Below are 22233 nucleotides of genomic sequence, written 5' to 3' on the forward strand. Positions count from 1 at the left end.
CTGCTTTGGATGATGTCGATCATGCTCCAGGCGAGGCTGTCGATAAAGCCGCAAATCGTCAGGGAGGCATGAGCGTGGCGATGGCCGGGACCGCTCTGCGGAATTGTGATCGACCGCCTCAGTGGACGCGGCTGGTCGTCCGAGCGAAGCATGCATAGATCCGCTGTTCCCGCTCCCCATAGGATCGCACCATGGAACATCCCAAATACAACATCGCGCTCATCGTCGGTGCCGGCGAAGGTTTGAGCGCCTCGCTGGCACGGCTGTTGTCCGCCCGGGGCCTGCGCGTAGCGCTCGCCGCGCGGAAGATCGAAAAGCTCGGCGCACTCTGCGGCGAGACAGGCGCTAAGGCCTATATTTGTGACGCAAGCAAGCCGGAGGAGGTCGAACGCCTGTTCGGCCTCGTCGAGCGCGAGATCGGCACGCCCGACGTCGTGGTCTACAACGCGAGCGGCCGGACGCGCGGGCCGTTCGTCGAGCTCGTCGCAGCCGATGTCGCGCAGTCGATCACGGTCAGCGCCTTCGGCGGTTTCCTGGTGGCGCAAGAGGCGGCCAAACGCATGCTGCCCAACAAGCACGGCGCGATCCTGTTCACGGGCGCATCGGCGAGCGTCAAGGGCTATGCGCAGTCGGCACCATTTGCGATGGGCAAGTTCGCGCTACGCGGGCTCGCGCAGAGCATGGCGCGCGAGCTCGCGCCGCAGGGCATTCACGTCGCACATTTCGTCATTGACGGCGGCATCCGTAGCGCAGCGCGCACGGAGGCGCCGGACAGGCCGGATTCGATGCTCGATCCCGATGCGATCGCACAGAGCTACTGGAACGTCCTGCAACAGCCGCGCAGCGCCTGGACCTGGGAAATGGAGCTGCGCCCCTGGGTGGAGAAGTTTTGAGGTGAACTGCCGTAGGGTGGGCAAAGGCGCGCAGCGCCGTGCCCACCCCTCATGATCACACGGGATGCAGAAGCGGTGGGCACGCTGCGCTTTGCCTACCCTACGGGAGCATGGAAGCATGACCATCGAAACCACCATCGACACCGGCACCGACGAACTCCTCTGCGTCATTCGCGACCGCGTCGCGGTGATCACGCTGAACCGGCCCGAGGCGCGCAACTCGCTGTCGGACACGCTGACGCCGGCGCTGCGCGCCATGATCCGGACCTGCGGCGAGGATCAAAGTGTCGGCGCGCTGCTGATCACCGGTGCCGGCGCCGCCTTCTGCGCCGGCGGCAACGTCAAGGGCATGGGCGCGCATCGCGACAAGGCCAAGCTCGAAATGTCCTTCGACGACCGGGTCGCCGATTTGCAGGAGCGGCAGCGGCTCCTCACCGGCGCGCTGGTCTCCGTGCGCAAGCCGACAATCGCGGCCCTGTCCGGGCCCGCGGTCGGCGCGGGGCTCGCAATCGCCATGGCCTGTGACATCCGCATCGCCGCGCAATCGGCGTTCGTTGCCACCGGCTATGCTCGCGTTGCGCTCAGCGGCGACTACGGCATCGCCTGGTTGCTCACGCGTCTGGTCGGCACGGCACGAGCGCGCGAATTGATGTTCACGGGCGACAAGGTCGATGCCATCAGGTGCGAGGCGATTGGCCTCGTCAATCGCGTCGTGCCGGACGACAAATTGCAGGAGGAGGCGTTCGCACTGGCCAAATCGCTGGCCGAGGGCCCGCGGCTCGCGCTGCGTTACATGAAGGACAATCTGGACGAAGCGTTGCTGTTCGATTTCGAGACCGCCCGCGACCACGAGGCCGGGCGGCTGATCCGCCTGACCGCGACGGCCGATCACAAGGAAGCGGTGCAGGCCTTCATCGAGAAGCGCAAGCCGGTGTTCACGGGGAAGTAACGCGCTTCGCCGTTCATTCGGCAGCGATCGATATTTCGCAGCCCGGATTGCGCTTCGCTCCGGCCGGGCTACGCGGCAGGCGTCCGTGCGAAATCGACGAAGGCCCGTAGTGCTGCCGGCAATTGCCGGCGGCTCGGATAGTACAGGAAGAAACCCGGATAGGCCGGGCACCAGTCGGCAAGCACGCGGACCAGCTTGCGCTTCGCGAGCAACTCTTCCACCTGCCCTTCGAGCACATAGGCAAGGCCGGCACCGTCGAGCGCTGCATCGACCATGAGGTCCTGGTCGTTCAGCGTCAGCGGTCCCATGACGTCGATATCGACCTCGATGCCTCCGCGCTCGAACTCCCAATGATAGAGCGCACCGCTGGTGAAGCGGTAGCGGATGCAGGGCAGTGCTTTCAGGTCGTGCGGCGTCGCCGGCGTCTTGTAGGATCTGAAGAAAGCAGGCGAGCCGATCACTGCAAAGCGATGACGCGGGCCGATCGGCACCGCGATCATGTCTGCAGCGATGGTCTCGCCAAAGCGCACGCCGGCATCGAAGCCGGCCGCGACCATGTCGATCAGGGCATCGTTGATCATGATCTCGATGCTGACGTCCGGAAACGCCTTGAGGAAACGCGTCACGATCGGCAACAGCACGAGCTGCGCCGACTGGCGCGCGGCGGTGAAGCGCAGCGTGCCGGCCGGCTTGCCGCGGAAATTGTTGAGGTCTTCGAGCGCGTCGTCGATATCGCGAAACGCCGGCTTGATGCGGGCAAACAGACGCTCGCCGGCTTCGGTCAAGGCCACGCTCCGCGTGGTGCGGTTCACCAGCCGCAGGCCGAGCCGTTCCTCGATGTTGCGCAGCGCATGGGACAACGCCGATGGCGTGACACCGAGCTCGGTCGCCGCCGCCCGAAAGCTGCGGTGACGGGCAATGGCGAGGAAGGTCGCGAGGTCGGATGGGTCGATCCGCATTGATGAATTTTGCTCACTAACTTGAAGAATATATAGCGGATTATCTCAGCTATGGCGAGGCGCTACACGTTTGTCCATCAGCTTCGGCACGTCGTCGGGGCCTCAAATGGAAAGAGCAAACACCATGCGTGTCTGGTTCATCACAGGAGCGTCCCGCGGATTTGGCGCGTTGATAGCCGAAGCGGCACTCAAGGCTGGCGATGCCGTAGTCGCGACCGCGCGCGATCCCTCGACCGTCACCGCGCGGCTCGGCAGTCACGAGCGCCTGCTGGCCACCCGGCTCGACGTCACCAGCGAGGCCGAAGCCCATGAGGCCGCGGGCCAGGCGGTGAAGCGCTTCGGGCGTATCGACATCCTCGTCAACAATGCTGGCTACGGCCTACTCGGTGCAATCGAGGAGGCGAGCGCCGCGGAGACGCAGAAGCTGTTCGCCACGAATGTGTTCGGCCTGCTCGGCGTCACCCGTGCGGTGCTGCCGCATATGCGCCGCCAACGCTCAGGCCACATCATCAACATCTCGTCGGTCGGCGGCTACACCGGCTATCCTGGCTGGGGCGTCTATGGCGCCACCAAATTCGCGGTCGAAGGGATCAGCGAGGCGCTGGCCGGCGAAGTGGCTCCCCTCGGAATCAAAGTGACCGTGGTCGAGCCGGGCTTCTTCCGCACCGATTTCCTCGACGAGACCTCACTGTCGCGCACAGCCCTCCAGATCGACGATTACAGCGAGACCGTCGGCAAGACGCGCGCGCACGCCGCCGACGTCAATCACGGCCAGCGCGGCGATCCGCGCAAGCTGGCGCAGGCGTTCCTCGAATTGGCCGACGCGGCGAAAGCGCCGCTGCGCTTGCCGCTCGGCAGCGACACCGTGGAACGGATCGAGGCAAAGAACGCCTTTGTCGCGAGGGAGCTCGCGGAGTGGCTGATGGTGTCGACCTCGACCGACTTTACCGGCGATCAGGCCGTGTGATGTGGGAAAAAATCAGCCCGGTTCTGGTTCGCCAGAACCGGGCTTTCAGTCGTGTCAGGCTGTGGCTGAGAGGCTTTCGGCCTGACGGGAAAGGGCGGCGAGACGCCAGCTTGCGCAGGGAATGTCGTTCGGCTCGACTGCGATCTCCTTGTCGAAGCGAACCAGCTTCCAGTCGTCCGGGTGATTGACGAAGGCAAAGCCGGATTTGCGGGCGAGCGAGATCATCACGTCGTTGGCGCGAAGCGTGTCGCCGAAAATGTGTTCGGCGCCGAAGGCAGCCGCGCGGCATTCGAGATTTTTGAGGAGCGCTGTGCCGATGCCGTGGCCCTGCCAGCGGTCGTCGACCGACAAGCCGAATTCGAAGCTCGAGCTCTCGGCGTGGAAGGCATAGCGCGCTTCGCCGACGATGGTCTCGAAACCATCGACCATCATGGTCGCGATCACGCTGAAGCGTTCGCGCTCGCCGACATGGGTGAAGTCGTGCAGGAGTGCCTTCGGCAACTCGCTCAGCGCTCCGAAGAAACGGTTGTAGCGGGAGCGGGACGACAGCGAGCGGAAATAGTGCTGGATTTCGTCGGTGTCGCGCGGCTCGACGAAGCGCACAGTCAGCACGTCGCCGTCGCGGGTCCGCAGGGTGTCCGAATATTGCTTGAGATCATCCAGACGCAGCGTGCTCATGGGAGCCTCCCGCGACAAAAAGGGACCGCCGGCGCCCCACTCCTGAGGCGGCGCCGGCCCGGCGGCCAATCAGGCCCGCCAGAAGGGCTTTTCAGCCTCAAAGGCAATGTCACTCCAGGAGAGGCCGACGTCCTGAAGATCGCGGGTGGTCCACTGGGACAGCTCTTTGCGGGTGCGGTAGCGCTCGTGCCAGACATGGAGGGTTTCGCCGATCTGGTAGAGAAGGCCTGGCGCATGATGATTTGTCATCGAATTGTCGGTCAACGTAGACATTTTCAGCTCCTGGAGCTAACTTGCAGACTGCAATATCTGCCTTGATCATCGCTTCGACAAACGACAATTTGTACCCTTTCGCATGAAATAAGCTCATGCATCCTGCTGCCAAATGACTGCCAGATTGCCCTCCCTGAACGGTTTGCGTGCCTTTGAGGCCGCCGCGCGCCACCTCAGCTTCACGCTGGCCGCGACCGAGCTGAACGTGACGCAGACTGCGATCAGCCATCAGATCCGCAGGCTCGAGGAGGAGCTCGGCATCCGCCTGTTCGTCCGTCAGAACCGCGCGCTCTCGCTGACGCCCGAAGCACGCGACTACCTCCCCGGCGTACGCGCCGCCTTCAACGACCTCAGGCTTGCCACCGACCGGCTGCTCCGAAAGGACGACGACAAGGTGCTGACCGTCTCGACCATTGCCTCTCTCGCCGCCAAATGGCTGTTGCCGCGGCTGACCAATTTCCAGGAGCAGCATCCCGGCATCGACGTCCGCATCACGACATCGACGAGCCTCGTGGATTTCCAGCGCGACAATGTCGATGCCGCGATCCGTTACGGCCGCGGCCAATGGCCGGGCGTGCGCGCCGAGTGGCTGATGCGGGACGAGCTGTTCCCGGTGTGCAGCCCGTCGCTGCTCAGAGGTGACAAGCCGCTGCGCACGCCACAGGACCTGAAGGACCACGTGCTGCTGCACACCAACAATGGCGACGACTGGCGACTGTGGCTGACGGCGGCAGGACTCTCGACCAGCATTTCCAAACAGCTTGGCATCACCTTCGACATGACGCTCATGACGGTCCAGGCGGCGATCGACGGCATGGGGGTGGCGATGGGACGAACCACCTACGTGCAGGACGACATCGCCAAGGGCCGCCTCGTGGTCCCCTTCCGCATCGCGCTGCCCGCAGATGCCGGCTTCTACCTGGTCGCGCCGGATGGCCGCCGCGAGGCGCCGAAACTGGTTGCGTTCCGCGACTGGCTGGTCGCTGCAGCGCAGAATAAAGCCTGAAAAATCATCAGCTTCGTCCGCGAAATCGGTTGACTCCCGCCCCCCTGCGCGAGAGGGGTAAGACAGATTGTCGCACCTGAAATCTGTCGCCTGCGGCGAAGTCGAGTTCCGGGTCCGGCCACATGTTCAGGGAGTAAGCGTCATGGCAGGACCTGCCACTTCAACCAATCCGCCCGAGATCACGTCGCGAATCGGCGCCATCCTGCGCGCGACCTCGGGCAATTTCCTCGAGCAGTTCGATTTCTTCCTGTTCGGCTTCTATGCCGCGGCGATCGGCAAGGCGTTCTTCCCCTCGACCAATGAGACGGCCTCGCTGCTTAACACCTTTGGCGTGTTCTGGCTCGGCGCGTTGATGCGCCCCGTCGGCGCGATCGTGCTTGGGGCCTACATCGACCGCATCGGCCGCCGCCAGGGCCTGATCGTCACGCTCGCGATCATGGCCGCCGGCACGGTGGTGATCGCGTTCTGCCCGAGCTATGCGACCATCGGCATCGCCGCGCCGATCATCGTGCTGCTCGGCCGCCTGCTGCAAGGCTTCTCCGCCGGCGTCGAGCTCGGCGGTGTGTCGGTCTACCTTGCGGAGATCTCGACGCCCGGCAATCGCGGCTTCTACACCTCGTTCCAGTCCTCGAGCCAGCAGGTCGCAATCTTCGTGGCGTCGATCCTCGGCTACATCCTCTCCGAGCTGATGCCGGCCGACATGGTTGCCGACTGGGGCTGGCGCATTCCCTTCTTCGTCGGCTGCCTGATCATTCCGCTGATCTTCTTCCTGCGGCGAACGCTCCAGGAGACGCCGGAGTTTCTGGCGATGAAGAAGCATCCGACCGCTGCGCAGGTGTTCTCGTCGGCCCTCGCCAACTGGCGCATCGTCATCCTCGGCATGATGATCGCGATCCTCACCACCACGACGTTCTATTTCGTCACGGTCTACACGCCGACCTTCGGCAAGAACGTGCTGAAGCTGTCGACGCAGGATGCGCTGCTTGTCACGCTGCTCGTCGCCGTGACCAACTTCATCTGGAATCCGGTCGGCGGCGCGCTATCCGACCGCATCGGCCGCAAGCCGGTGCTGCTCACCATCGCCTGCCTGTCGCTGTTCACGGCCTATCCGGCGCTGCATTGGCTGGTGGCGGCGCCGACCTTCGGCAAGCTGCTCGCCGTCGAGATGATGTTCTCGTTCTATTTCGGCGTCTATAGCGGCACCATGCTGGGTGCGCTCGTCGAGATCGTGCCGGCGCATGTGCGCACCACCTGCTTCTCGCTCGCCTTTGCGCTCGCGGCCGCCTTGTTCGGCACCTTCACGCCGTTCGCCTCGACCTGGCTGATCGAAAAAACCGGCGACAAGGCATCGCCCGGCTTCTGGCTGATGTTCGCCGCCGCGCTCGGCATCATCGCGGCCACGACCGTCTATCGCGGCGGCGGCAAGGCGGTGGCGACGTATGATCCGGTGGCGGAGCCGGTTGCCGGTCGCTAACCGCATTGTCATTCCGGGGCGATGCGAAGCATCGAGCCCGGAATCCATGATGCCACAGGAGTGCTGGGAGAAATGGATTCCGGGCTCGCCTCTTCGAGTGCGCGCCGGAAATGACGGTGGTGCTAGAGTTCCACCACCACGTAGTCGCTCTCGACCCTGACAGGAATCGTCTCGGCGATATACGGGCCCTTCACGACGCTTGTGCCCGGTTCGACGCCGGCTGGATACGCCTTCACGCGGAAGCGGCGGGGGTCGCAGTAGGATTGCCCCGTGCGCACGTCAAATTCCCATCCGTGCCAGGGGCAGCGGATGATCTCCCCCAGCTTGCTGTACTCGATCTCGCCTGGATCCTTGGATTGCGCGAGCCCGATCAGCGGCCCCTCGCACAGCGCTGCGCCCTGATGCGGGCAGCGATTGAGCAGGCCGAAATATTCGCCCTTGATGTTGAAGACCGCGATCGGCCGGCCGTCGATCTCCAAAAATTTTCGTGTGCCGGGCGGCAACTCATCAACCGGCGCAATCACATGACGCGCCATCAATTGATCCCGTACAGCTTCCGCGCATTGCCGAGATAAAACGCCTCGCGGCTCGCTTCGCTGACGCCGGGCGGCAGCACGCGGGACGGCTCGTCATAGTCCCAATGCGGATAGTCAGTCGCGAACAGAAGCCGGTCCCAGCCGATCCATTTGATGACGTCGAACAGGTCTTCGCGCCGCTCCGGATCTTCCATCGGCTGTGTCGTCCACCACACCTGCTCGCGGATATATTCGGACGGCGGCCGCTTCACATGCGGCACCTCGCTGCGCAGCCGCTGCCAGACCTTGTCGAGCCGCCAGGCGAGCGACGGCGTCCAGCCGAAGCCGGCCTCAATCATCACCATCTTCAATTTTGGGAAGCGCTCGAACACGCCTTCGAGCACCAGACTCGCGAGCGCCGATTGTTGGCACTGCGAATGTCCCACCATCTCCTCGATGTAGTAGCTCGGCCAGCCCGAGGGCGTGATCGGATTGCCGCCGAAGCCAAAGGCGTGCACGCCGACCGGCAGGCCCGCCTCTTCCGCGGCCTGATAGATCGGCCAGTAACGGCGTTGGCCGATCGGCTCGACATTGCGGCTGAGCAGCAGCACTTGGACAAAGTTCTTGTCGCCTGCGCGCTCGCGGATCTCGGCAGCCGCCGTCATCGCATCCTCATTGCCGACGACGATCGAGGCCTTCAGCCGCTTGTCCTTCGAGGTCCATTTGTCGATCTGCCAGTCGTTGATCGCCGAGCACAGCGCCGCCGAGAGCTCGTGATTGCGGATGCCCTGCCCGGTGCCGAGCGGATTGAGTACCCCGAACTGCACGTTGTTGGGATCGAGGTGCTGCTCTTGCATGAAGGAGAGCGAAGAGCCCTGCGGGCCGCCTTCCGGCGGATAGGCATCGCGGCGCGAAGCGTTGGGCTGGGCTTTCGGATAGGGCGGGCCTTCCATCATGCCTTGATAGGCATGCACGCCGTAGACGTCGAGATGATGCTGCCAGCGTTTGGCGAGATAGGGATAGAGCTCGGTTCGAGTCGCGCGCGCCGGGTGAATGTCGCAGTCCGCAATTGCCGTTTTGGTGGTCACGGCGGACGCGGACTCGGTCGCTTCGCGGAACTGGATATTCATCGCCTTGCCTCCTTTGGCAGCGGCTAAGTCAGGCGGGGGTAGGTCGCATGCGGATTGTCGATCATGATCTTGCGCACGAGATCGGGGGTGAGACCTTCGGGCAGCGCGTCCTGGCCGTCGAATTGCCAGTGCGGATAGTCCGTGGAGAATAGGACTAATTCGTCAGACTGCATATGCTCAAACAGGCGAATTAATGTCGCCTGTTCCGGTGGTGCGTCAAATGGTTGTAACGAGAAACGGATGTTGCTGCGCACAATTTCCAGCGGAGCGCGATCGACCCAGGGAGTCTCCATCCGCACCCCGCGCCAGAACTTGTGCAGCCGCCAGAGATAGGGCGCGATCCAGGTGATACCGGATTCCAGCATCACCATCTTCAGCCGCGGATGGCGGGCGAACACGCCCTCGACGATCAGGCTGGTGAGCTGGGTCTGAAACGCCTGCGCCTGACCGACATAGTCCTCGATGTGATAGGAGCCCCACCCCACAGCGGTCGGCGGGTTGTGATAGGCGGAACCAGCATGGATGCCAACCGCGAGGTCGAACCGCTCGGCCGCCGCATAGATCGGCCACAGTGCGCGCTTTCCCAGCGGCGTGTCGCCCATGACAAGCATCAGCACCTGCACGAAGCGCTTGTCCGCCGCGCAGCGCTCGATCTCGGCCACCGACTTCTCGACATTTTGTACGGGAATGACGATCGAGCCGCGCAGCCGCGGTTCCCGGTCGAGCCATTCCCTCGCCAGCCAGTCGTTCAGCGCGCGGCAGAAGGCGTTTTGCATGTCTTCGGAAAACACCATCTGTACGCCATAGAGCGGGTTGCAGATGGCGTGGCTAAGCGCGAAGGGATCGAGCACATGGCGCTGCATGTCCTCAAGGCCGGATCCCGGCTTGCCGGTTTCCGGGCGCCAATCGGGGCGGGCCGTGATCGGCGAATTCTGCGGATAAGACTGCGAGACCAGATCGACCATGCCGCGCGTCGTCACCTGGTCGCGCCAGTAATCGTTCAGATACGGCAAAAGGCTGGTGAGATGCGGCACCGCCGGGTGCACGTCGCAGTCCACGCCGCCGGCGATCAGGGACGTCATGACGCTTCCTCTTCACGCGTGCTCGGCCGCGCCGCTTGCTGATGCCATTCAAGCAGGCCCGCAAGCCGCCTGCAACTCGGCCAGCGCCGCTGTCATATGCTAGAACAGCGCAGCTAGGTTGCCAGGTGGTGAGGCGCAAGATGAAAGAGCTCGTGGGGATTGCGGAACAGGTCGCGGCCAAATTGATCGCGCGCAAAGAAACCATTGCAGTGGCGGAATCCTCCGCCGGCGGCTTGATCGCCGCGAGCCTGCTCGCAGTGCCTGGCGCCTCGGCCTATTTCCTCGGCGGCGCCGTGGTCTATACGCGCGATGCGCGGCGCGTGCTGATGGATATTTCGGATGACGGCATGAAGGGCTTTCGCTCCTCATCCGAGCCTTACGCAAGACTGCTCGCCGAACGGATGCGCAAGCGCTTCGGCTGCGACTGGGGCCTGTCCGAGACCGGCGCGGCGGGCCCGACCGGCAATCGCTACGGCGACGCCGCCGGCCATAGCTGCATGGCGATCGCCGGCCCCGCGACCGAAGTGATGACGCTGGAGACGGCCGGCAACGACCGCTTCGCGAACATGCAGACGTTTGCCGCGACGGCGCTGAGGCTGCTGCTGCGAAAACTTTCGGAGTGATTTCGATCCGCGACGTGAGGATGAGAAAGTATCGCTGCACATACCGCAGTCATGCCCCGCGAGAGCGGGGCATCCAGTACGCCGCGGCTTCTCGATTCTAGCTGCGCTGTCTCTGGAGTACTGGATCGCCCGGTCAAGCCGGGCGATGACGGCAGAAGGCGGCTATCTCCCCAGATGCTTGGTAAAAATCCGCACCACATACCCCTTGAAGCGCGGCGCTTCGTCGTAGAGGTCTGAGGCGATCCGTTCGATGGTCTCGCGCAGCGAGAGGAATTGCGCCTGGCGTGCGCTGCTTTCCGTGCCCTGCATGCCGGCGAGCTCATCCATCGCGGCGTCGCTGATCTGGCACGTCACTTCCTCGCCGTCACTCAGCATGGTAAAGCGGAAGGCCAGACGTTCAACGTCGTGGCCGATGATCTTGTCGCGCGTCAGCGGCATCCAATTGTCCCGGTCGCGCCCCCGGCCGGGACAATGCGGAAATTTTTGCGGCTTGTCACCGCTTTTGGGGTGAGTTAGCCGTCAATACACCAGCGCCGTGCCCGTCGGCTTGTCCAGTGCCGCGGCCAGCGACTTGTATTCCTCGCAAGTCGTGCCGCAGATCGCGGCGATCTTTTCCAGGTGATACATCGCCTGCTCGCGATTGCCCTGTTCGAGCTGCCACAGGCCGTAATACTGCCAGGTCAGCACGTGGTTCGGATCGATCGCCAGGGCGTGCTCGTACCAGACCTGCGACTGCTTGTAGTCGCCGAGCTTGCGGTAGGAATAGCCGATGAGATTGGCGACGTTCGGATTGTCGTCGCGGCCGAGCGCCTTCAGTTGCGCGATCGCGGAGGCATAATCGTTGCGCTCGTAGATGGTGTCATAGGCCGCGCGATAGGCAGCCGCAAAGGTGGGGTCGCCGATGCTCGACTGGTTGTTGGGCTTCTTGCCCTTCTGGGTGGCCTTCGTGCCGGACCGATTCGGATAGGACGGCGCGGGCGTATTCCGGTTCTGGCCTGCGGACGTACTCGCAAAGGGATCAACACCCCCCGCACCTCCGCCTCCACCTCCGCCTCCGCCGCCACCACCACCGCCTGCCGCAAAGACCGGGGCGAATATCGGCGGCACGAACAGCGCCACCACACATGCTCCCAGCACGACATACCTGATCAGGGGATTGCTCATGTCTGCTCCTGTGGCCTTGGTCAAGGGAGCCCCGGATAGGTGTTAACCCTGCACTGGCAGTGAATATTCCGGAGGGCTTGTGCGCTCACGCAGACGTCAGTGCTGCGTATGACAGTTTCGCTGCCCTAAGCGCGCGCGAGCATCAGACGCTGAAGCTACTGAAACGCCACCTCGGCAAAGCTGCGCAGCTTGCGCGAATGCAGGCGTTCCGACTCCTGGTGCTTGAGCCGTTCGAGCGCCTTCAGGCCGATCTCGAGATGCTGGCTGACGCGCTGCCGGTAAAATGCGCTCGCCATCCCTGCGAGCTTGATCTCGCCGTGCAGGGGCTTGTCCGAGACGCACAGCAAGGTGCCGTAGGGAACGCGGAAGCGATAGCCGTTGGCGGCGATCGCCGCCGATTCCATGTCGAGCGCAACGGCACGGGATTGCGACAGGCGGCGAATGACCGCGGCGCCGCTGATCTCCCAATTGCGGTTGTCGACGCTCGCGACCGTTCCGGTCCGCATCAGGCGCTTGAGCTCGAAGCCGGACAATCCCGTGACCTCCTCGACCGCCTCCTCGAGCGCGACCTGCACTTCGGCAAGCGCCGGGATCGGCACCCAGGGCGGCAGCTCCTGATCGAGCACGTGGTCCTCGCGGACGTAACCATGCGCCAGCACGTAGTCGCCGAGCCGCTGCGTATTCCGGAGGCCAGCGCAATGTCCGACCATCAGCCAGGCATGCGGCCGCAGCACCGCGACATGGTCGGTGACGTTCCGCGCATTGGAAGGGCCCGTGCCGATGTTGATCAGGGTGATGCCCTGATAGCCGGGCTCGACGAGATGGAAGGCCGGCATCTGCGGCGCGCGATCCGGCGCAGTCCCGCTCGTACCGCCGCCGAACCTCGCGTTGCGGGTGATCACGTTGCCCGGTCCGACGAAGGCCTCGATGCCGTCGTCGCCCGATGCGAGCCGCTGCTGGCAGAGTTGCACGAAGGCATCGACGTAGAACTGGTAGTTGGTGAAGATCACGAAATTCTGGAAGTGCTCGGGATCGGTGCCGGTGTAGTGATAGAGCCGCCGAAGTGAATAGTCGACGCGCGCCGCGCGGAACAGGGCCAGCGGCTCCGGCGCTCCGGGCGCCAGCGCGAGCGTGCCGTCGGCGATCGCATCATCCATGGCGGCAAGATCGGGCGTGTCGAACACGTCGCGCATGAGCCGTGTGCCGACCGTATCGCCCGTGCTGATCGCCGCCTCGATGTTGATGTCTCGCCGATAGGCGAAATGAATCGGGATCGGCTCAATGGACTCGCCGATCTCGACCGGCACACCGTGATTCTTGATCAGCAGGCTGATCTGCTCGGTGAGATAGGTCCGAAACACGTCCGGCCGCGTCACACTGGTCTCGTGCACGCCGGGTCCGGCAACGAAGCCGTAGGCCAGGCGCGAATCGAGCCGCGCATGGGTGGCGGTGGTCAGGCGGACGAACGGGTAGAACGCGCGCACGCGCGTCGTCGGCGACCTGCCGCCCAGATAGGCCTCGAAGTGATCGCGCAGGAATTTCGTGTTGCGCTCGTAGATCTCTTCGAGCCGGGCGACCGCAAGGCTCGCATCGGTGAAGGCTTCCGTGGCAATAGTCGGCGGGGTCTGGATCGGGGCGTGATGCATGTGTCTGACGCCGTTTCATGCTGAGTAGTCTGCTCGGAGCCAGAGTATAGCAACAACGGCGCCGCTCATTGCAACTCGTCATTGCGAGGAGCTCTTGCGACGAAGCAATCCAGGCTGCCGCCGCGGAAAGATTCTGGATTGCTTCGCTACGCTCGCAATGACGATTGAAGCGGCGCTCCGCCTCACTTCTCCCGGAACGCCCGCATCAGCTGATCGTGCAGCGGCTTCATCAGGTAGGACAGCATGGTGCGGTCGCCGGTCTGCACGAAGGCCTCGACCGGCATGCCGGGGATCAGCTTGACCTCGCCGAGGCGGGCGACCTCTTCCGGCGGCATCGAGACGCGGATGGTGTAATAGCTCTGCCCGGTGCGCTGGTCGGTGGTGACGTCGGGCGAGACGCGGCTCACGACGCCGTTGAGCTCCGGCGTGGTGCGCTGGTTGAAGGCGGACAGGCGCAGCAGCGTCTTCTGGCCGACCTGAAGCTTGTCGATGTCGGTCGGATTGACTTTGGCCTCGACCTGCAGGTCGTCCTGCTGCGGCACGATCAGCATGAGGGTATCGCCGGCGGTGACGACGCCACCGACGGTGTGCACGGTCGATTGCAACACCATGCCATCCTGTGGCGCGCGGATGTCGACGCGGCGGAGCTGATCCTCGGCGGTGACCTTGCGCTCGATCAGCTCGCCGATCTTGTCGTTGGTCTCGCGCAAATCCTTTGAGACCTCGCTCACCATGTCCTTGTCGACCTGGATGATCTGCAGCTCGGTTTCGGTGATCTTGCCCTTGGCCTGGGCGCGCGAGGCGATGTACTGCGCGCGCTCGCCGTTGAGGCGGGCCGAGTCGCGCTCTAGCGTCGTCAGGCGCGAGAGCTGCACCAGGTGCTTGTCATAGAGATCGCGGACACCGGTGAGCTCCTGCTGCACCAGCACGATCTCCTTGTCCTTGGCGGTCTCCTGCGCCTTCAGGCCCTCGATTTCCTCGTTGAGCTGCTGGATGCGCTCACGAAGCTGCGCCTTCTGACCGGCACGGCCATTGACGCGGACGTCGAACAATTTGCCTTCACTGGCGAGCAGTGTCGCCACGTCGGGATCGCTTGCGCGATCGAGCAGCCCCTGCGGGAATTCGATCCTTGCAAGCCCGCGCTGCTCGGCCTGGAGCCGCGCCGCGCGCGCCTGGCCGGCGTCGAGGTTCTTGGTGACGATGGCGAGGTTCGCCTTGGTGACGGTGTCGTCGAGCCGCACCACGATGTCGCCGGCCTTGACCAGGTCGCCGTCGCGGGCGCGCACCTCGCCGACCACGCCGCCGGTCGGATGCTGCACCTTCTTCACGTTGGATTCGACGACGATCTGCCCCGGCGCGATCAGCGCGCCGGAGATCAGCACGGTCGACGCCCAGCCGCCGAGCCCGACGGCGAGCAGCAGCACGATCCCGAGACCGAGCAGCAGGTGAAACCTGATCGACTGCCGCACGCTTCTCTTTGCCGCGGGCTTGGCGCCCGCCATCGTCATCGAGCTCATGGTTTGGCCACTCCGCCTTCGCTGACGATCTTGATCGGCGGCGCCGGCGGGGCGACGCGCGGCTGCAGCACCTGTGCGAGCACCTGCTCCTTCGGGCCGAAGGCCTGCATGCGGCCGTCGCGCAGCACCAGGATCTGATCGACCGCCTCGACGCCAATCGGCCGATGCGCCACGACGACGACGATGGCCCCGCGCTCGCGCGCGGCGCGGATCGCGCGGGTCAGGGCTTCGTCGCCTTCGGTGTCGAGGTTGGAGTTGGGCTCGTCGAGCACGATCAGGAACGGATTGCCGTAGAGCGCGCGCGCCAGCGCCACACGCTGGGCCTGGCCGGCGGACAACGCCGTGCCCTGCTCGCCGACCTGGGTGTTGTAACCCTCGCGCATCTTGATGATCATCTCATGCACGCCAGCCTCCTTCGCCGCGGCAATGATGGCATCGGAGGTCGCGTCGGGATCAAACCGGCTGATGTTCTGCGCGATACTACCGCCGAACAGCTCGACGTCCTGCGGCAAATAGCCGATGTGGCGGCCGAGCACGTCGGAGGCCCACTGGTCGAGCGCCGCGCCGTCGAGCCGCACCTTGCCGCGCACCGGCTGCCAGACGCCGACCAGCGCCCGGATCAGCGACGATTTGCCCGAACCGCTCGGGCCGATCACGCCGAGGCCCATGCCGGCATTGAGCGCGAACGTCACGTCCTGCACGATGACGCGCTGATCGCCCGGCGGCACGATGCTGACGCCTTCGACCGCGAGGCGGCTCGAGGGCGCCTGCAACTGGGTCGGCATCGCCTGGGCCGGAATCTGCTCCAGCAGGCGGCTGAGCCGCTGCCAGCTCTGCCGCGCGGCGACAAAGGACTTCCAGTGCGCGATCGCGAGATCGACCGGCGCGAGCGCGCGCGCCGAGAGGATCGAGCCCGCGATGATGATGCCGGCGGTCGCCTCCTGATGAATGACGAGATAGGCACCGACCGCGAGCACGGCGGATTGCAGCATCATGCGCAGAACTTTTGCGATGGCACCGAGACCGCCGGCGACATCGCTGGCGCGCTGATTGCCGGCGAGATATTTTTCGTTGGCCTCGCTCCAGCGCTGGTTGAGCCGGCCGGCCATACCCATCGCCACCAGCACCTCGGCATTGCGGCGGCTGGAAGCGGCGAGATCGTTGCGCTGTGCGGCGAGGCTCGTCGCCTCGCGTGCGGGCCGGCGGGACATGAACTCCGTCACCAGCGTGAGGCCAACCAGGATGATCGCACCGACCAAAGCCGTGACGCCGATCAGCCAATGGAAGGCGAAGCAGATGGCGAGATAGAGCGGCAGCCATGGCAGGTCGAAGAACGCGCTCGGTCCCATGCCACCGAGGAAGGAACGGACGTTGTCGAGGTCGCGCAGCGGCTGGAGGCCTTCGTTGCGGTTGCCGGCCAGGAGCGGCAGACGCACGATGGTGTCGAACACCCGCTTGTTCAGGGCCTCGTCGAGCGCAGTGCCGATACGGCCAAGGATGCGGCCGCGTATCAGGTCCAGAACGCCTTGCGCGATGTAGAGACCGCCGGCGAGGATGATCAGGCCGACCAGCGTCGGGATGCTGCGGCTGGGCAGCACCCGATCGTAGACCTCCAGCATGAAGATCGACCCGGTCAGATAGAGCAGGTTGATCATGCAGCTCATCAACCCGAGGCCCAGGAACGCAGCGCGACAGGCACGCAAGGCATTACCGAGTTCGGAACGGCGCAAGCCGGGAACCGCTGCCATCAGTCGCTTCTCATCGGATGAGGGGTAAAACCCCTGATTTCACAAGCTAAATTTGGGGTACTCGACCCAGATTAATATCGCGTTTGTGGCTGTCGTCCAATGCACGACAGTTGATCAACAATCTCTGGCTCAAAACCTCTAGCGCAGCCGCGCTGCGGCGCAAATCCGGAATTCCACAGTTTTTGGAGCTGCCGCGACGAATTTATCATCGCGGCAGCCGGTTTTTCGCAGGAACCGCTAGAGCCGCCCGCCGCCGCGCACCAGGCGGACCACCAGAAGCAGAATGATGGCGCCGATTGCGGAGTAGATGATCTCCGAGACCAGCCCCACGCCGAGATGGATGCCGAGCCGCGGGAACAGGAAGCTCGCGACAAACGCGCCCGCGATGCCGATCACGATGTCGCCGATGATGCCGAACCCGCTTCCGCGTACCACCTTGCCAGCAAGCCAGCCGGCAACCAGGCCGACGAACAGGATGACGATGAGGCTTTGGCCAGAAATGTACATAAGTTGAAGTCCCTCTCCGTGAATGGGGGCGCATGGAACCCTCCCCGGGATGAATGGGAACTGAATGCCTGTCACGTCTCCCTAGGAGGTCTCACCCCGACAAAATGTCGAAAACAAACCAATGCAAAGTAGAACCGGCCTTTGGCTGGACGCGCGCGGTGGATCGCGGCAACTGCGTGCTGGTGCTTGAGATTTTTGAGGTGAGGAGCAATTTCAAAGTGAGGGGCACACCGCTCTCTCATTCCCTCCCCCCTTGCGGGGGAGGGGCAGGGAGGGGGGTGCCACGAACGCTGACCTCTCCCGGGGCTACCCCCTCCCCGCAAGGGAGGGAGCGCAGTGTGCACGTGGCTGGGCTTGAGATCGAAGGGAGCAAGCTACGAAGCGACCGTCGCCGCCTCCGCGAGCACACACCGCGCCGCCCTGCCGGGTCCCACCTGCACGTTCACGGGCAGTTGCTCCAGGCACTGCGGCTGGGCGACGGCGCAGCGGGGGGCGAAGGAGCAGTTGTGCGGTTTCTGGCCAAGCGAGGGCGGAGTTCCGGGGATGGTCTCGAGCCGCGCGCCGCGCTTGGCGCCGTGAATGGTCGAGGCGAGCAGGCCCTTGGCGTAGGGGTGCACCGGCGCGCGCACGATGTCGCGCAAGCTCCCCTGCTCCACGAGCTGGCCGGCATACATGACCGCGACACGATCGCAGATCTCGATCGCCACGCCGATGTCGTGGGTGACGAAAATGACGGACATGCCGAACTCGCGCTGCAGCTCGCGCAGCAGCAAGAGGATCTGGATCTGCACGGTGGCATCGAGCGCGGTGGTCGGCTCGTCCGCGAGCAGGATCTTCGGCCGGCAGGCGAGCGCCAGCGCGATCATCGCGCGCTGGCGCATGCCGCCGGACATCTCGTGCGGATAGGCATCGAGCCGGCGCTTTGCGGAAGGGATGCGCACGACCTCGAGCATCTCCAGCGCGCGCCCCCGCCCTTCCGCATAGCTTTTGCCTTCGTGACGCACCACGCTCTCGGCAATCTGCGCCCCGATGGTGTAGACCGGATCGAGCGCAAGCGCCGGCTCCTGGAAGATCATCGACACCGTCTGGCCGCGGAATGTAGAGAGCTCCTCCTCGCCCATGGCGAGCACGTCGCGGCCCATGACGTTGACGGTGCCCGAGATCTGCGTGCGCTTCTTCGGCAGAAGCCGCATCAGGGCGCGCAGCGTCACGCTCTTGCCCGAGCCGGACTCGCCGAGCAGGCCCAGCACCTCGCCGTCACCGAGCGAGAGATCGAGATCGTTCACGGCATAGACCGTGCGCTCGCCGGTGAAGCGGATGTTGAGGCCTGAGATCTCGACGAGCTTTGTCATGACGGCAGCTTCGGCACCTTGGCGTGATAATCGGTCGCGCGCTGGAACGCGGCGCCGATGGTGAGCAGGGTCGCTTCGTCGAACGCGCGACCTATGAGCTGCATGCCGACCGGCAGGCCGCCTTTGGTGAAGCCCGACGGCACGACCAGCGACGGCAGGCCGAGATAGTTCACCGGACGGGTGAACAGTGTCAGCCGCTGCAACAGCGCCGGCGCATGCACATCCCCGCCGACATCGCTCTCGGCGATCGTCGGCGCCGGCACCGGCGAGACCGGCGCGATCACCGCATCGACGCCTGCGATGGCCGCGTGATGGGCGGCAAGCGCAGGTCCGCGCCAGCGCATCGCTTCGAGATAGGTGATGGCGGGGACCGCAAGCCCGTTCTGGAGACGCATCAGCACCTGCGCGCCATAGTCCTGCGGACGTTCGATCAGCCAGCGCTTGTGGAAGGCGGCGGCCTCCACCGCCAGCACGAGCTGGCTCGCCGCCTGCAATTGCCGCTGATCCGGCAGCTCGACCTTGACGATGTCGGCGCCCTCGCGCTTGAGCACGGCGATGGTCTCGTCGAGCACGCGCGCCACTTCAGGATCGAGATCATCGACATAGAAGGATGTGGGCACGCCGATCTTTAGGCCCTTCAGCGAGCCTTGTGTCGCGGCAACGTAGTCCGCCACAGGCTCGGCGCTCGCTGTCGGATCCTCAGGATCAGGACCCGCCATCAGCGCGAGCAGCAGCGCGCAGTCCTCCGCGGTCTGCGCGAGCGGGCCGACGGTGTCGAGCGATTGCGACAGCGGCATCGCACCGGCGCGGCTGACGCGGCCCCAGGTGACCTTGAGGCCCGTGACGCCGCAGAAATTCGCGGGCATACGGATCGAGCCACCGGTATCCGAGCCGAGCGCGGCGAAGGTCAGCCGCGCCGCGACCGCCGAGCCCGAACCCGACGACGAGCCGCCGGTGATATGCGCGACATTCCAGGGATTGCGCACCGGACCATAATGGCCGTTGTGACCGGTCGGCCCATAGGCGAACTCGGCCATGTGCAGCGTGCCAAGCCGGACCTGGCCGGCATCCTTCAGGCGCTGGAGCGCCGTCGACGTCGTGGTGGCGACATAGTCGCGGCGGATCAGCGAGCCGCAGGTCACGACTTTCCCTGCGTCGTAATACATGTCTTTGTGCGCGAGCGGCACGCCGTGCAGCGGGCCGCGCACCTCGCCTTTGGCGAGGGCCTCGTCGGCCTCTTCAGCCGCCTTCAACGCAGCCTCCGACTCGATCGCCATGAAGGCGTTGAGATGCGGCTGCCACTGCGCGATGCGATGCAGCAGCGCGCGCGTCACCTCGTGCGAAGACAGCTGCTTCATCGCGATCGCGCGCGCGACCTCGGTCAGCGTCATCAATGCGGGTTCGGTGCTCATGCCGGAACCTTCGTGGTTTGCGCCAGCACATAGAGAGACGGCTCGAGATCCATCGGCAGCGTGCCGGCGATGGTCGCAAAGCCGTCGAACACGGGACCCATGTTGTTCGCGATACGAACCGCGATCTCGTCCTCGACGGGGACGCCGGCTGTGTCAGCCATGGCCTTGATGTCTTTTGCGGTCGGTCTTGTCATGCTGCTCCCTCTTGCGGCGCGCGGCTGTGGCCCGATCCCGGTATGGCCATATAGCAGGCGGCCTCGTGGCCCATTGTATCGAGCGCGGTGAGCTTTGGCGTTGCTTTTGCGCAGAGCGGCTCCGCGAGCGGACAACGGGTGTGGAAACGGCAGCCGGAGGGCGGATCGATCGGGTTGGGCGGATCGCCCGAGATCGGCGGCGTCTCGGTGCGCTTGTCCGGATCGGAGGACGGCATCGCCGCCAGCAACGCACGCGTATAGGGATGGGCGGGCGCGTCCCAGACCGCATCGACCGGGCCGAGCTCGACGACCTCGCCGAGATACATCACCAGCACCCGGTCGGAGATGTAGCGGACCACGTTGAGGTCGTGGCTGATGAAGAGATAGGTGAGCCCGAATTCGCGTTTGAGGTCGGCTAGCAGGTTGAGCACCTGCGCCTCGACCGACTTGTCGAGCGCAGAAACGGCCTCATCCAAAATCACCAGCCGCGGCGACAGCGCCAGCGCCCGCGCGATATTGACGCGCTGGCGCTGGCCGCCGGAGATCTCGTGCGGGTAGCGATTGGCGAAATTTTCCGGACGCAAGCCGACCTTGCCGAGCAATTCGCGCGCGAGCGCCCGGGCCGCGCCGTCGGTCATGCCGTGGACCTTGGGGCCGAACGCGATCGATTCCTCGATCGTCAGGCGCGGGTTGAGCGAGGCGTAGGAATCCTGGAACACCATCTGCATGCCCCGGCGCAGCTCGCGCAAGCTGAGCGCCTGGCCGACGGTCATGCCGTCATAGATGATGTCGCCGGCATCGCGCTGCATCAGATGCATCAGGAGCCGCGCGGTGGTCGACTTGCCGCAGCCGGATTCGCCGACAATGCCGACGGTCTCGCCCTTGGCAACGGAGAAGGACACGTTGTCGACGGCACGCACCGTGCGCTTCGCGCTGAACAGCTCGCCGCGCACGGGGAAATGCTTGGTCAGGCCATTCACCCTTAACAGCGGCTGCGCGACGCCACCGCGATCCTCGACGGGCTCCAGCATGGCAATGGAGGCGTTGGTGTCGATCATGATCGTCGCCCTTCACATCTCCCCATCGGGGAGAGGTCGGCGCGCAGCGCCGGGTGAGGGGCACAGGTCCCTCGATAAAGCGTACCCCCTCACCCAGATCGCATCTGACGATGCGATCCGACCTCTCCCTTTGGGAGAGGTGATCTTCGCCGCGGAGCCAGTGTCGGTCGATGTCGTCATCTCTTAGTTCCTGATGTCCATGGCGCTGCGCAGGCCGTCCGAGAGCAGGTTGAAGCAGATCGAGACCGCGAAGATCATCGCGCCGGGCAACGCTGCGACCCAGGGATTGACGTAGATCGCGGTGCGCAGCGTGTTCAGCATCAGTCCCCACTCCGGCTCCGGCGGCTTTGTGCCGAGCCCGAGGAAGGAGAGACCGGCGGCCAGGATCATCGAGACCGAGATCAGGCTGGTCGCATAGACGAAGATCGCGCCCAGCACGTTGCCGAGGATATGCACGCGCATGATGGTGAACGCCCCCGCACCGGAGGCGCGCGCGGCCTCGACGAAATCCATGTTGCGCACGCCGGTGGTGACGCTTTCGGCGACGCGGGTGATCTGCGGCACGAACACGATGGTCAGCGCCACGATGGAGTTGAGGATGCCGGCCCCTAACGCACCGGAGATGGCGATAGCAAGCAGCACAGAGGGGAAGGCGTAGAACACGTCAACCGTGCGCATGATCGCGGTGTTGAGCTTGCCGCCGACATAGCCGGCAACGAGGCCGAGCGAGGTGCCGATGCCGAAGGCGAGGATCACCGGCAGAATGCCGATGACGAGGGAGAGACGACCGCCATAGATCAGTCGCGCCAGCATGTCGCGGCCGAGCTCGTCGGTGCCGAGCGGATAGCCCGTCGTGCCGATGTGGCGCAGGCGGCGAATCATCGAGCCCTTGTAGGGGTCCTCGAGGCCGAGCCACGGCGCGAGCAGCGCGGAGAGGAAGATCAGCAGCAGCACCAGCGCGCAGGCCATGCTGACCTTATCACGCATGATGCGGCGGCCCACTGTCGCCCAGTAGCCGCGCGCTTTCGTCACCGGTGCGGCCTGAAGCGCGGCATCGCTGGTGGCGTGAAGTGGGAGCTCGCTCAT

The 22233-nt window shown here is 64.8% G+C and carries 23 protein-coding genes; 6 read left to right on the plus strand and 17 right to left on the minus strand.

The features are described 5' to 3' along the window. Window positions 1-191: 191 nt before the first annotated feature. Window positions 192-893 (plus strand): SDR family NAD(P)-dependent oxidoreductase, encoded by a 702-nt coding sequence (locus tag YUU_RS0104825; protein WP_027521355.1) that lies wholly within the window; start codon window positions 192-194, stop codon window positions 891-893. Between the two features lie 118 nt (window positions 894-1011). Beyond that, entirely contained in the window at window positions 1012-1842 is an 831-nt protein-coding gene (locus YUU_RS0104830) for an enoyl-CoA hydratase (protein ID WP_027521356.1), read from the plus strand. 68 nt (window positions 1843-1910) lie between these two features. Here the strand turns inward: YUU_RS0104830 and YUU_RS0104835 are convergent, their stop codons facing one another. Then, complete coding sequence (locus YUU_RS0104835) at window positions 1911-2801, minus strand: LysR family transcriptional regulator (protein WP_027521357.1); 891 nt, start codon at window positions 2799-2801, stop codon at window positions 1911-1913. 124 nt (window positions 2802-2925) lie between these two features. On the opposite strand from YUU_RS0104835, the gene YUU_RS0104840 reads away from it, so the two are divergent. Next, a complete protein-coding gene (locus YUU_RS0104840; protein WP_027521358.1) occupies window positions 2926-3768 on the plus strand; it encodes an oxidoreductase in 843 nt (280 codons plus the stop codon). Between the two features lie 54 nt (window positions 3769-3822). Here the strand turns inward: YUU_RS0104840 and YUU_RS0104845 are convergent, their stop codons facing one another. Continuing rightward, entirely contained in the window at window positions 3823-4446 is a 624-nt protein-coding gene (locus tag YUU_RS0104845) for a GNAT family N-acetyltransferase (protein WP_027521359.1), read from the minus strand. A 69-nt stretch (window positions 4447-4515) separates the two neighbouring features. After that, on the minus strand, window positions 4516-4719 hold the full coding sequence (locus YUU_RS0104850) for a DUF1127 domain-containing protein (protein WP_027521360.1): 204 nt from the start codon (window positions 4717-4719) through the stop codon (window positions 4516-4518). Between the two features lie 112 nt (window positions 4720-4831). On the opposite strand from YUU_RS0104850, the gene YUU_RS0104855 reads away from it, so the two are divergent. Together YUU_RS0104855 and YUU_RS0104860 are read left to right on the plus strand one after the other, a co-directional pair. Then, window positions 4832-5725 carry a transcriptional regulator GcvA gene (locus YUU_RS0104855; RefSeq protein WP_027521361.1) on the plus strand — a complete coding sequence of 298 codons (894 nt, stop codon included), beginning with the start codon at window positions 4832-4834 and terminating at the stop codon, window positions 5723-5725. A 142-nt stretch (window positions 5726-5867) separates the two neighbouring features. Then, window positions 5868-7199: an MFS transporter gene (locus YUU_RS0104860; RefSeq protein ID WP_027521362.1), complete on the plus strand. Its 1332-nt coding sequence runs from the start codon at window positions 5868-5870 to the stop codon at window positions 7197-7199. 122 nt (window positions 7200-7321) lie between these two features. On the opposite strand, the gene YUU_RS0104865 is transcribed toward YUU_RS0104860, so the two are convergent. From YUU_RS0104865 to YUU_RS0104875, 3 genes are read right to left on the minus strand one after another with little or no spacing between them, the layout of a single operon-like run. Beyond that, window positions 7322-7735 (minus strand): Rieske (2Fe-2S) protein, encoded by a 414-nt coding sequence (locus YUU_RS0104865; RefSeq protein WP_027521363.1) that lies wholly within the window; start codon window positions 7733-7735, stop codon window positions 7322-7324. After that, window positions 7735-8844, minus strand: a complete 1110-nt coding sequence (locus YUU_RS0104870) for an amidohydrolase family protein (RefSeq protein WP_027521364.1) — start codon at window positions 8842-8844, stop codon at window positions 7735-7737. Before YUU_RS0104870 ends, YUU_RS0104865 begins: the two co-directional genes overlap by 1 nt. A 23-nt stretch (window positions 8845-8867) precedes the next feature. After that, on the minus strand, window positions 8868-9926 hold the full coding sequence (locus YUU_RS0104875; RefSeq protein ID WP_027521365.1) for an amidohydrolase family protein: 1059 nt from the start codon (window positions 9924-9926) through the stop codon (window positions 8868-8870). 140 nt (window positions 9927-10066) lie between these two features. Here YUU_RS0104875 and YUU_RS0104880 point away from each other — a divergent pair, with 140 nt between their 5' ends. Beyond that, window positions 10067-10549 (plus strand): CinA family protein, encoded by a 483-nt coding sequence (locus tag YUU_RS0104880; RefSeq protein WP_027521366.1) that lies wholly within the window; start codon window positions 10067-10069, stop codon window positions 10547-10549. A gap of 162 nt (window positions 10550-10711) precedes the next feature. Here the strand turns inward: YUU_RS0104880 and YUU_RS0104885 are convergent, their stop codons facing one another. From YUU_RS0104885 to YUU_RS0104940, 11 genes are all read right to left on the minus strand, one after another. Further along, window positions 10712-10987, minus strand: a complete 276-nt coding sequence (locus YUU_RS0104885) for a DUF1488 family protein (protein ID WP_027521367.1) — start codon at window positions 10985-10987, stop codon at window positions 10712-10714. Between the two features lie 81 nt (window positions 10988-11068). After that, window positions 11069-11713 (minus strand): tetratricopeptide repeat protein, encoded by a 645-nt coding sequence (locus YUU_RS0104890; protein ID WP_027521368.1) that lies wholly within the window; start codon window positions 11711-11713, stop codon window positions 11069-11071. A 155-nt stretch (window positions 11714-11868) separates the two neighbouring features. Continuing rightward, the gene (locus YUU_RS0104895) at window positions 11869-13359 is read right to left on the minus strand and encodes an AMP nucleosidase (RefSeq protein ID WP_035661277.1); all 1491 of its coding nucleotides are present in this window, start codon (window positions 13357-13359) and stop codon (window positions 11869-11871) included. A gap of 182 nt (window positions 13360-13541) precedes the next feature. Continuing rightward, window positions 13542-14876 (minus strand): HlyD family type I secretion periplasmic adaptor subunit, encoded by a 1335-nt coding sequence (locus YUU_RS0104900; RefSeq protein ID WP_027521370.1) that lies wholly within the window; start codon window positions 14874-14876, stop codon window positions 13542-13544. Beyond that, window positions 14873-16624 (minus strand): type I secretion system permease/ATPase, encoded by a 1752-nt coding sequence (locus YUU_RS0104905; RefSeq protein WP_027521371.1) that lies wholly within the window; start codon window positions 16622-16624, stop codon window positions 14873-14875. The genes YUU_RS0104900 and YUU_RS0104905 overlap by 4 nt, the downstream gene beginning before the upstream one ends. Window positions 16625-16861: 237 nt before the next feature. Further along, window positions 16862-17131, minus strand: a complete 270-nt coding sequence (locus YUU_RS0104910; protein WP_027521372.1) for a GlsB/YeaQ/YmgE family stress response membrane protein — start codon at window positions 17129-17131, stop codon at window positions 16862-16864. Window positions 17132-17505: 374 nt separating this feature from the next. Then, complete coding sequence (locus YUU_RS0104915; RefSeq protein ID WP_027521373.1) at window positions 17506-18483, minus strand: ABC transporter ATP-binding protein; 978 nt, start codon at window positions 18481-18483, stop codon at window positions 17506-17508. Next, window positions 18480-19895, minus strand: a complete 1416-nt coding sequence (locus tag YUU_RS0104920; RefSeq protein WP_027521374.1) for an Asp-tRNA(Asn)/Glu-tRNA(Gln) amidotransferase GatCAB subunit A — start codon at window positions 19893-19895, stop codon at window positions 18480-18482. The genes YUU_RS0104915 and YUU_RS0104920 overlap by 4 nt, the downstream gene beginning before the upstream one ends. Then, window positions 19892-20089 (minus strand): hypothetical protein, encoded by a 198-nt coding sequence (locus YUU_RS0104925; RefSeq protein ID WP_027521375.1) that lies wholly within the window; start codon window positions 20087-20089, stop codon window positions 19892-19894. The genes YUU_RS0104920 and YUU_RS0104925 overlap by 4 nt, the downstream gene beginning before the upstream one ends. Continuing rightward, a complete protein-coding gene (locus tag YUU_RS0104930) occupies window positions 20086-21147 on the minus strand; it encodes an ABC transporter ATP-binding protein (protein WP_027521376.1) in 1062 nt (353 codons plus the stop codon). Before YUU_RS0104930 ends, YUU_RS0104925 begins: the two co-directional genes overlap by 4 nt. 183 nt (window positions 21148-21330) lie before the next feature. Beyond that, on the minus strand, window positions 21331-22233 hold the full coding sequence (locus YUU_RS0104940) for an ABC transporter permease (RefSeq protein WP_027521378.1): 903 nt from the start codon (window positions 22231-22233) through the stop codon (window positions 21331-21333).

It is taken from the genome of Bradyrhizobium sp. Ec3.3 (genome assembly GCF_000472925.1).
Lineage (GTDB): Bacteria > Pseudomonadota > Alphaproteobacteria > Rhizobiales > Xanthobacteraceae > Bradyrhizobium.

Excerpts from the sequence above, each read along its gene's own strand:
- YUU_RS0104825 (WP_027521355.1), top strand. The coding sequence starts at position 192 with ATGGAACATCCCAAATACAACATCGCGCTCATCGTCGGTGCCGGCGAA.
- YUU_RS0104830 (WP_027521356.1), top strand. The coding sequence starts at position 1,012 with ATGACCATCGAAACCACCATCGACACCGGCACCGACGAACTCCTCTGC.
- YUU_RS0104835 (WP_027521357.1), bottom strand. The coding sequence starts at position 2,801 with ATGCGGATCGACCCATCCGACCTCGCGACCTTCCTCGCCATTGCCCGT.
- YUU_RS0104840 (WP_027521358.1), top strand. The coding sequence starts at position 2,926 with ATGCGTGTCTGGTTCATCACAGGAGCGTCCCGCGGATTTGGCGCGTTG.
- YUU_RS0104845 (WP_027521359.1), bottom strand. The coding sequence starts at position 4,446 with ATGAGCACGCTGCGTCTGGATGATCTCAAGCAATATTCGGACACCCTG.
- YUU_RS0104850 (WP_027521360.1), bottom strand. The coding sequence starts at position 4,719 with ATGTCTACGTTGACCGACAATTCGATGACAAATCATCATGCGCCAGGC.
- YUU_RS0104855 (WP_027521361.1), top strand. The coding sequence starts at position 4,832 with ATGACTGCCAGATTGCCCTCCCTGAACGGTTTGCGTGCCTTTGAGGCC.
- YUU_RS0104860 (WP_027521362.1), top strand. The coding sequence starts at position 5,868 with ATGGCAGGACCTGCCACTTCAACCAATCCGCCCGAGATCACGTCGCGA.
- YUU_RS0104865 (WP_027521363.1), bottom strand. The coding sequence starts at position 7,735 with ATGGCGCGTCATGTGATTGCGCCGGTTGATGAGTTGCCGCCCGGCACA.
- YUU_RS0104870 (WP_027521364.1), bottom strand. The coding sequence starts at position 8,844 with ATGAATATCCAGTTCCGCGAAGCGACCGAGTCCGCGTCCGCCGTGACC.
- YUU_RS0104875 (WP_027521365.1), bottom strand. The coding sequence starts at position 9,926 with ATGACGTCCCTGATCGCCGGCGGCGTGGACTGCGACGTGCACCCGGCG.
- YUU_RS0104880 (WP_027521366.1), top strand. The coding sequence starts at position 10,067 with ATGAAAGAGCTCGTGGGGATTGCGGAACAGGTCGCGGCCAAATTGATC.
- YUU_RS0104885 (WP_027521367.1), bottom strand. The coding sequence starts at position 10,987 with ATGCCGCTGACGCGCGACAAGATCATCGGCCACGACGTTGAACGTCTG.
- YUU_RS0104890 (WP_027521368.1), bottom strand. The coding sequence starts at position 11,713 with ATGAGCAATCCCCTGATCAGGTATGTCGTGCTGGGAGCATGTGTGGTG.
- YUU_RS0104895 (WP_035661277.1), bottom strand. The coding sequence starts at position 13,359 with ATGCATCACGCCCCGATCCAGACCCCGCCGACTATTGCCACGGAAGCC.
- YUU_RS0104900 (WP_027521370.1), bottom strand. The coding sequence starts at position 14,876 with ATGAGCTCGATGACGATGGCGGGCGCCAAGCCCGCGGCAAAGAGAAGC.
- YUU_RS0104905 (WP_027521371.1), bottom strand. The coding sequence starts at position 16,624 with ATGGCAGCGGTTCCCGGCTTGCGCCGTTCCGAACTCGGTAATGCCTTG.
- YUU_RS0104910 (WP_027521372.1), bottom strand. The coding sequence starts at position 17,131 with ATGTACATTTCTGGCCAAAGCCTCATCGTCATCCTGTTCGTCGGCCTG.
- YUU_RS0104915 (WP_027521373.1), bottom strand. The coding sequence starts at position 18,483 with ATGACAAAGCTCGTCGAGATCTCAGGCCTCAACATCCGCTTCACCGGC.
- YUU_RS0104920 (WP_027521374.1), bottom strand. The coding sequence starts at position 19,895 with ATGAGCACCGAACCCGCATTGATGACGCTGACCGAGGTCGCGCGCGCG.
- YUU_RS0104925 (WP_027521375.1), bottom strand. The coding sequence starts at position 20,089 with ATGACAAGACCGACCGCAAAAGACATCAAGGCCATGGCTGACACAGCC.
- YUU_RS0104930 (WP_027521376.1), bottom strand. The coding sequence starts at position 21,147 with ATGATCGACACCAACGCCTCCATTGCCATGCTGGAGCCCGTCGAGGAT.
- YUU_RS0104940 (WP_027521378.1), bottom strand. The coding sequence starts at position 22,233 with ATGAGCGAGCTCCCACTTCACGCCACCAGCGATGCCGCGCTTCAGGCC.